The sequence below is a fragment of the Desulfonatronospira sp. genome, from assembly GCA_003563255.1.
Lineage (GTDB): Bacteria > Desulfobacterota > Desulfovibrionia > Desulfovibrionales > Desulfonatronovibrionaceae > Desulfonatronospira.
Window position 1 is genome coordinate 1 of sequence record PWSL01000251.1, and the last position, 8,753, is coordinate 8,753.

7 protein-coding genes are annotated in these 8,753 nt (G+C 55.3%); all 7 read left to right on the plus strand.

The annotated features are described in order from the left end of the window. Window positions 1–131, plus strand: a 131-nt coding sequence (locus tag QZP87_RS07310) for a methionine adenosyltransferase domain-containing protein (RefSeq protein WP_291322270.1), incomplete at its 5' end; no start/stop codon positions are given. Between the two features lie 181 nt (window positions 132–312). Beyond that, window positions 313–951 carry a corrinoid protein gene (locus QZP87_RS07315; RefSeq protein ID WP_291322264.1) on the plus strand — a complete coding sequence of 213 codons (639 nt, stop codon included), beginning with the start codon at window positions 313–315 and terminating at the stop codon, window positions 949–951. Window positions 952–1,003: 52 nt separating this feature from the next. Beyond that, window positions 1,004–2,461: a trimethylamine methyltransferase family protein gene (locus QZP87_RS07320; RefSeq protein WP_291322265.1), complete on the plus strand. Its 1,458-nt coding sequence runs from the start codon at window positions 1,004–1,006 to the stop codon at window positions 2,459–2,461. 65 nt (window positions 2,462–2,526) lie between these two features. Then, the gene (locus tag QZP87_RS07325; RefSeq protein ID WP_291322266.1) at window positions 2,527–4,002 is read left to right on the plus strand and encodes a trimethylamine methyltransferase family protein; all 1,476 of its coding nucleotides are present in this window, start codon (window positions 2,527–2,529) and stop codon (window positions 4,000–4,002) included. Window positions 4,003–4,174: 172 nt separating this feature from the next. Next, window positions 4,175–6,220 (plus strand): hydantoinase/oxoprolinase family protein, encoded by a 2,046-nt coding sequence (locus QZP87_RS07330; protein ID WP_291322267.1) that lies wholly within the window; start codon window positions 4,175–4,177, stop codon window positions 6,218–6,220. Window positions 6,221–6,261: 41 nt separating this feature from the next. Then, complete coding sequence (locus QZP87_RS07335) at window positions 6,262–6,810, plus strand: ACT domain-containing protein (protein ID WP_291322268.1); 549 nt, start codon at window positions 6,262–6,264, stop codon at window positions 6,808–6,810. An 18-nt stretch (window positions 6,811–6,828) separates the two neighbouring features. Continuing rightward, window positions 6,829–8,547 carry an ASKHA domain-containing protein gene (locus tag QZP87_RS07340; protein ID WP_291322269.1) on the plus strand — a complete coding sequence of 573 codons (1,719 nt, stop codon included), beginning with the start codon at window positions 6,829–6,831 and terminating at the stop codon, window positions 8,545–8,547. Window positions 8,548–8,753: the final 206 nt, after the last annotated feature.

The following is an 8,753-nucleotide window of genomic DNA, read 5'->3' on the forward strand; positions in this document are numbered from 1 at the left end:
AGCGCCTGGACCTCAAGCGCCCCATCTACCAGATGACCACCAATTATGGACATTTCGGCCGGGAAAAGCCGGAATTCACCTGGGAAAAGACGGATGCAGCCGCGGACCTCAAAACCGCCTGCAAGCTGTAAAGACCAGGGCATTGCTGCTTTTTTCCGCTTTAACTCCCTGTTTTTTTACCTTTTACCTTTTACCTTTAACTTTTAATTTTTAACTTTTTTTCCTTTATCTTTTCACCTTTTACTTTTTACCTTTAACTTTTTACTTTTTACTTTTTACCTTTAACTCTCAAGCCCATCAAGGAGGCATAGCATGTCTGAAAAATTAGGAAAAATTGCCGACGGTCTGCTGCACGGCAAAATCGACGAGGTAGGAGAACTGACCCAGGAACTGATCAACGACGGAATGGATCCCGAAGAAATCCTGCAGAAGGGCCTTTTTGCAGGCATGGATGTCGTGGGCAAGAAATTCAGGGACTGCGAGATGTTCATCCCTGAAGTCCTGCGGTCAGCCAAGGCCATGCATGCAGCCATGGAAAAGCTGCGCCCGGTGCTCTCCGAAGAATCCAGTTCCAAGGCCGGCACAGTCATCATGGTCACCGTCCAGGGCGACCTGCACGACATCGGCAAGAACCTGGCCGGCATGATGATGGAAGGGGCCGGATTCAACGTCATAGACATGGGCATTGACCGCAAGACCGAAGACATCGTGGAAATGGTCAAAAAGGAAAAGCCCCAGATTCTGGGACTGTCCGCGCTTCTGACCACCACCATGCCCAAGATGGGCGAGGTCATAAACGCCCTCAAGGAAGCCGGCATCCGCGACCAGGTCAAGGTCATCGTGGGCGGAGCCCCGGTAACCGACGACTTTGCCCAGGAAATCGGGGCCGATGCTTACGCCCCCAACGCCTCCATCGGAACCGAAAAAGCCCTGGAGCTGGTCAAGGGATAGACCCCGGTCATCCTTTTCTTTCTTGCAGAAACGCATACACAGGAGTCTAAATATGCCCAAGATCAATCAAACCATACAAACAACCCCCAGTTTCAGGGTCTTGTCCGAGAATCAGATCGAGATGATCTATTCCGCAGCCCTGGACGTTATCCAAAGTACCGGGGCCCGCTTTCATCACGAGGAGGCCCTGGAGTTGTTTAAAAACAGCGAGGCCGTGGTCACCGACGGCAACCTTGTCCGGGTGCCCCTCTCCCTGGTGGAAAAGGCCATCAAGTGCCACCCGCGCAAGATCAACCTCACCGGAAGGACCGGCAAGTATAAAATCAAGCTGGAAAAAGACGTGGTCAACTTCGGCACAGGTTCGGACCTGCCCTTTACCTATGACCGCGAAACCGGCGAGCGCAGGCGGACCAACTACAACGACGTTGTAAACGCCGCCCGCATCGTGGACTTTCTGCCCAATCTGGACTTTTTCATGTCCCACGGCATTGTCCAGGATGTACCCAATCCCCAGGTCTACGACCGGCACCAGTTCATGGCCATGCTCAAAGGCTGCACCAAGCCCATGGTTCTGACCTGTGTTGACGGTGATGGGCTGAAGGACCTGTGGAAAATGGCTTCCCTTTTCCGGGGAGGGGAAAAGGAATACCGCCTGGAGCCCTTGTTCGTTACCTACATTGAGCCCATCTCCCCCCTGAAAAACGACAAGACCGCCGTGGAAAAGCTTCTTTTCTCCGCAGAAAAGGGCATACCCTGCATGTATACCCCCTGCCCCAGTTCCGGGGCCACAGCTCCGGCCACCATGGCCGGGATGCTGGTGCAGTCTCTGTCCGAAACCATGATGGCCTCGGTGCTTACCTATCTCAAGAACCCGGGCATGCCCCTGATAATGGGCGGAGTGACCACTGTCCTGGACATGATCACCACCACCTACTCCTACGGCGCACCGGAACTGTCCCTGGCCTCGGCAGCCAATACGGATATATCCAAGTGGCTGGGCCTGCCCATGTTTTCCACCGGCGGCTGCACCGACTCCAAGGTCCTGGACGAGCAGGCGGCTATTGAATCCGCCACCAGCAACTTCTACGCCTATCTTTCCGGGGCCAGCCTGGTGCACGACGTGGGCTACATCGACAGCGGAGTCAACGCCTCCCTGGAAAGCCTGGTTATGAACGACGAGATCATCGGCATGATCCGCCAGATGGGCAAGGGTATCAACACCGAGGACGAATACCTGGCCCTGGAACTCATCGACAAGATCGGCCCCGGCGGGGAATATCTGACCTCGGAACATACCCTGACCCATTACAAGAACTGGTTTCAGCCCAGGCTCCAGGACCGCTCCGATTACGAGACATGGGTCCGCGAAGGCCAAAAGACCATGAACGACCGCATCAGGGAAGAAACTGATCGCATATTGAAAGAACATCAGCCCGAACCGATTGACGACAAGATCCAGAAGGAACTGGAACAGATAATCGATGCCGCTGAAAAGAGGCATTCCAAGTAGAACCTCCAACCCCGGACAGGCTATAAACCAGCCTGCAGCCATTTTCGTCCAAGGAGGATTAATATATGGCCAATGATAAAACCAACTGCATAGTAAACCGCAGTCCCAGGTTTTCCTTTCTATCAGAGGACCAGAAGCAGACCATCTTTCACGGAATGCTCAAGGTCCTCCAGGACACCGGGGCCAATGTTCACCATGAACAGGCCCGGGAGATATTTAAAAAGCACGGGTGCAAAATCGACGGCATCCGGGTATATATCCCCCCCAACCTGGTGCGTCAGGCCCTGCAGTCAGTGCCGCTCATGACCACCATATTCGACTGGGAGGGAAACCCGCGCATCTATATCGAGGAAAACCGCAGCTATTTCGGACCAGGCCCCACCCTGGTATACTTTCGCGATCCTTATACCATGGAGCGGCGCAAGTGCCTGCGCAAGGACGCCACCACCGTGGCCCGGGTCTGTGACGCCCTGCCCAATATCGGCTTTGTAGAAGGCCTGGTGACCATAAGCGACGTGCCCCGGGGCACTGATGATGTCTTTGAGTTCGCAGACATGATCCAGAACACCACCACCCCCATCATGGCCTGGTCTTACCAGCGCGGCGGGGCCCGGGACATCCACCGCATCGGCTGCATCATGGCCGGCGGAGAAGAGGCCTTCAAAAAAAAGCCCAACTATATCCTGTACAGTGAGCCCATCTCCCCCCTGGTGAGTGATTTCCACGCCATTGACAAGCTTATGTACTGCGCCGAACACGGCATCCCCCAGGATTACAGTCCCTGCGCCATCGGCGGAGGCACTGTGCCGGCCACCCATGCCGGGCAGCTGGTGGTGGCCCTGTCCGAGTCCATGGTGGGCGTGGTCCTGTCTCAGCTGATAAATCCAGGCACCTGCATCATCCTGGGCGGCGTGCAGTCCATCCTGGACATGCGCCGGGGCATCTATTCCTACGGGGCACCGGAGTTAAACGTCTTAAGCGGCGGTCTGACTGAAATGGCCCGCTACTGCGGCCTGCCCATGTTCGGCACCGCCGGATGCACCGATACCAAGGTCATGGAAATCCAGTCCGGTATAGAAGCCACCCTGCAGATCCACACCTCCATGCTCACCGGCGCCAATTTCGTGCACGACTGCGGCTATACCGAGTCCGGCAAGACCGGAGACATATTCCAGACGGTCATGGACGACGAGATCATCAGCATGGCCCGCATCATCGAGGACGGTATCGAGGTCAACGAAGAGACCCTTGCCGTGGATGTCATCAACAGGGTCGGTTCCGGTGGTCACTACCTCTACGAAGATCACACCATGAAGTGGTTCCGCAAGCACTGGCGCCCCACCCTCATGGACCGGCAGAGCTACGAGGACTGGGACAAGAACGGCCGGCAGACCATGCAGGACCGCATTATCAAAAAAACCCGCGATATCCTCGAAAACCATGAAGGACCCATTTCCAGGGTCCCCAAAGACGTCCAGAAGGATGTCCGGAAAGTCGTGGATGAAGCAGTGGAAAGAGTGGAGCGGGAAGGACTGGATTAAACTGCAGCCAGCGGGATGCAGATTCAGTCTGCACCCCCGCTCCTGTCTGCATGCAGAAAGCCAGGTAAAGTGACTGGGAGCAGAAGTGCGGCCGGGCAGGATTACTGTCCGCAAAGGCACTTCTGCTCCCCTATGCCTTTCACAACAACCTCTGACCCAAACCCTGAATATAATGACAAAATCCAGACTAAGCACACGCAATCCCGCGGACGGACGGGACATCCGGAAGTCCGGCCGGGACTACGTGGTGGGCATAGATACCGGGGGCACCTATACCGACGGGGTGCTCATGGACTATGCCAGCCGGGAAGTCCTGGCTTCGGCCAAGACTCTGACCACCTATGACGACCTGACCCGGGGCATACTTGATGTCCTGAAAAAAATTCAGATTGACAACCCTTCCAGGGTCAAACTGGTGGGTATTTCCAGTACTCTGGCCACCAATTTCATCGCCGAGGGCAACACCAAGCCTGTGGGCCTGATCCTCATGGGCTACGATCCAGACCTCATTGAAAGCTACGGCCTGGATTCCAGGTTCGCCACCGGCAATTACGCCTATTTCCAGGGTGGACACAACGCTCAGGGTGAGCAGCAATCCCCGCCGGACCTGGAGGGCATAAAGACCTGGATCCGAGACCAGGGTGATAAACTGGAGGCCCTGGCCATATCCAGCTATTTCAGCCCCCTCAACCCTGAGCACGAAGAGCAGGCCATGCAGGCAGTGCAGGAGATTACAGACATACCTGTGGTGTTGGGGCATCAACTGTCCACCCAGCTGGATTCGATTAAACGAGCCACCACGGCCTCCCTCAACGCCTCCCTGGTGGCGGTGATGCACGAATTCATCCAGGCGGTGAAGGCCTCCCTCAAAGACCTGGGCCTCAAGGCCCCGCTCATGATAGTCAAGGGGGACGGGTCCCTCATGCCTTATACCGAGGCCGCCCGCAAGCCCGTGGAGACCATCCTGTCCGGACCTGCAGCCAGCACCATAGGCGGGCGCTTTCTTTCCGGACTGGACGCGGCCCTGGTGGTGGACGTCGGCGGCACCACCACGGACATGGCCCTCATTGAAAACGGAAACATTACCGTATCCGGACAGGGGGCCCGGGTGGGCGATATGGAGACTTCGGTGCAGGCCGCCAGTATCCGCACCGTGTGCATCGGCTGCGACAGCCGCATAAGTATAAAGTCCGCCAAAGAATTTCAGGTGGGCCCCAACCGTGTGGTGCCTTTGTCCCGGCTGGCGATCATGTATCCGGAAGTGCTGCAGAAGCTGCAGTCTCTGGGCAAGGGTCGCGGCTTCAGCAAAAGCCAGGATGATATCGAATACTGGTTCCAGTCCAGGGAAATTGACCCTGAGGACCCGTTACTTGACAATCCCCGCAAAACAGCCGTCCTGGAGCTTCTATCCCGGGGACCTTTAACGGTGCACCAGCTTTTAAAACAAATGCAGTTGAACCATCTGGTGCAGCTGAACGTAGAAGATCTGCTCCAGAAAAGGATTATCGGCGTCTCCACCCTGACCCCCACGGATATTCTGCACTTCCGGGGCGAGCTGGACCTGGACAGCTCCGAGGCATCCTGGGCGGCTTTCAGGTATATCTGCAACCTGCACGGCCTGGATCCCAAGGAATTCAGCACCAGGGTAATGGACTTCATAGTCGCTCAAATGACTAGAGAAGCATTCATATTCCTGGCCAGGCAGGGTCAGGAGAGCCTGCCGGAAGAACTGGACGGGGCATGGTCCAGCTGGCTTTTCCAGGAAGGACTGGAAAAAAATGATGCCTACCTCGGCATCAGCCTCACCAGCCGCTTTCCCATCATAGGCATCGGAGCCCCGGCTGAAATCTTCGTCAGCAGAATCGCCGGGAAATTGAATGCACGCTTCAAACTTCCCCGGCATCCTGGAGTAGCCAATGCCGTGGGTGCGGTGGCCGGTTCGGTGATTGTGGACAAGGAAGCCCTGGTTTTCCTGCAGGAATCCGATTCTTCCAGGTCTTACATAGTCCAGTTCGAGGGAGAGAAAAGCTCCTACTCCGAAATTGAGGAGGCCCTGGCCTTTGCTCAGAAGACAGTCAAAAGAGCAGCCATGTGGGCGGCGGAGGAGTCAGGGGCAGATGAGCCCCAGGTGAGCACCGCAAGAAAGATCGAAGGCACCCTGCACCGGGTACAGGCCCGGGCGGTAGGCAACCCCAGCCTTTCTGAGCAGTTCGGATAATCAACTGTAACTATAACTTAAACCCTGACCAGAGAGACGTAATGCAACAACAGTACATTCTTGCAGCAATGGGCAGCAACAGGCCCGGTGTAGTGGCCGACGTGACCGGAGCCATATACAGGGCCGGATGCAGTATTGAAAATTCCTATATGACCCTCATGGGTATCCATTTTACACTCATGATCCATGTTATTGCCGAAGACGAAGAAAAGTCTGAAAAGTTGAACAAAAACCTGGAACTCCTGGAGCACAAGGACGACCTCAAGGTGCATGTATTTCCAGTGGAAAGCGACGAAATAGAAATATTCAGGGCCAGGGAGGACCGGCCCCGATACGAAATAAGGGTCCGGGGAAAGGACAAGTCCGGGATCGTGTACCGCACCTCCAAGCTGCTGGCCAGCAGAGGAATAAATATCCTGAAGCTGAGCACCAAGGTGGACCGCTCCAAGCATCTGCAACGGCCCATCTTTACCATGCGCATAGGCATTGAAGTCCCAAAAAATATTGACGGACATTCCCTGCGTATGGACCTGGAGTCTTTGGCTGAGGATATGCAGGAAACCATCACGCTGACCCGTAAACGAGACTAAACCAAAAGGCTTGAATTTATGCCACGAATTTCAATCCAGCCCATAAATATCCAGACAGAAGCCAGGGAAGGCGAGACCCTTCGGGATATATTGCTACGCAGAGGGATATACGTGGAAAGTCCATGCAACGGCAACGGAACCTGCGGCAGTTGTGGAGTCTGGATTCAGGAACACACACTGGTCCCGTATACCCCCAACGAAAACGTAACCGAGAGCGACCTGGAAAAAGGCTACCGCCTCAGCTGCCAGGTGACCCCGGAACAGGACCTGACCATAAACCTGCCCATGAACTTTTTGCGGGACGCAAAACGCTTCAGAGAATCTCAGACCATCCTTGAAGGTGAGATCGCCCCGGTTTCCAGGCTGGTGAGCGCGGTCAAAGTCCTGGATGAGCAGGATTATCCGGAAATGCTCTACGACAACTTTCCCGACCCCCAGGTACTCAAGGTCTGGGAGGATGAATACGAGCCCAAGGGCCTGGCCATCGACCTGGGCACCACCACAATAGTGGTCACCCTGGTCTCTCTTAAGACCGGGATAGTGCTGTCTACCGCTTCCAGGCTCAATCCTCAGATCAACTACGGCCACGATATTATGACCAGGATTCAGCACGGCTCCACCCAGGAAGGATTGCAGGAACTGGCCCAGGCGATACGCAAAGGTATAAACGAACTGGTGCACGAAGTCTGCGTGGACTCGGAATCCAAGCGCAAGGAGATCCTGGACATCGTGCTGGGTGGCAATACCACCATGTTGCAGATGATAGCCGAGATAGACCCCGCTCCCCTGGGTCAGATTCCTTTTTCCGTGGATATCCAGTCGGGCATCAGCTACCCGGTGCAGCAGTTCGGCATCAAGGTCAATCCTGATGCCCGGGTTTATATCCCCCCTGTCCTGCACGCCTTTATCGGCTCGGATATAACCGCGGGTCTGCTCATCCACAGTGATTTTTTCGATGATACCAAGTCTGTGCTTTTTGTAGATGTGGGCACCAACGGCGAAATAGCCCTCAATCATCTGGGCAGACGTCTGGCCTGTTCCGCGGCGGCAGGCCCGGCCTTTGAAGGCATGGGCCTTTCATGCGGTATGCGGGCCTCGTTCGGGGCTGTGGAGTCTGTTAAGAGCGACGGCAAGAGCATCACCATGTCCACCGTTGCTGACAGCGAACCAAGAGGCATTTGCGGTAGCGGCATCGTAGACCTGGTGTCCACTCTTCTGCGCCTGCAGGTTATTGATCCTACCGGCAGGTTCTGCTCCCTGCCCTGCAGCCCGGTACCGGAAGGAGTAAATTCACGCCTCAAAAAGATTGAAGAACAGACCGTCTTTGAAATCGGCCCAAAAGTATATTTCAGTCAACGGGACGTGCGCCAGGTACAGCTGGCCAAGGGAGCCATCAGAGCAGCCATTGACGTACTCATGGACGAGGCCGGATGCAGCGTGGAAGAACTGGACAATATCGTTATTGCCGGAGGTTTCGGATTTTATCTCAATCCCGTAAACCTGGAAACCATTGGTATCATCCCCAGAGGGACAAAGGACAGGGTGGAGTTTGCCGGAAACGCCTGCCGCAGCGGGTGCGTCTGGATGCTCACGGATATATCCTATCGCCGATTTCTGGAAATAAATCTGCAGGACATCGAGCATATCTCCATTGCCCAGTCCCCCAGATTCATGGAACTTTACGCAGAAAGCATGGAGTTCCGAGATGCCGAATCGGAAATAACCGGCAAAACCTGATCCGGGCAGTCACCATTCAGGGGGTCCTCGGTGGTGATTACTTGCACCAAGCCCTGGGGACTGTCCCCCGCTGAGTACTAATGCTGGCTTTGCCCGCAACCCAGATAAGAAAAGAGTTTTTGGCCCACAGATCACACAGATGTACACAGATAAGAGAGGTTTTTTATGTGCATACCAGGAATGAAGAACCTGGTATGCACATGGTC

Bases quoted from the DNA above. Each gene is read 5' to 3' on its own strand.
- QZP87_RS07315 (WP_291322264.1), top strand. From the start codon at position 313: ATGTCTGAAAAATTAGGAAAAATTGCCGACGGTCTGCTGCACGGCAAA.
- QZP87_RS07320 (WP_291322265.1), top strand. From the start codon at position 1,004: ATGCCCAAGATCAATCAAACCATACAAACAACCCCCAGTTTCAGGGTC.
- QZP87_RS07325 (WP_291322266.1), top strand. From the start codon at position 2,527: ATGGCCAATGATAAAACCAACTGCATAGTAAACCGCAGTCCCAGGTTT.
- QZP87_RS07330 (WP_291322267.1), top strand. From the start codon at position 4,175: ATGACAAAATCCAGACTAAGCACACGCAATCCCGCGGACGGACGGGAC.
- QZP87_RS07335 (WP_291322268.1), top strand. From the start codon at position 6,262: ATGCAACAACAGTACATTCTTGCAGCAATGGGCAGCAACAGGCCCGGT.
- QZP87_RS07340 (WP_291322269.1), top strand. From the start codon at position 6,829: ATGCCACGAATTTCAATCCAGCCCATAAATATCCAGACAGAAGCCAGG.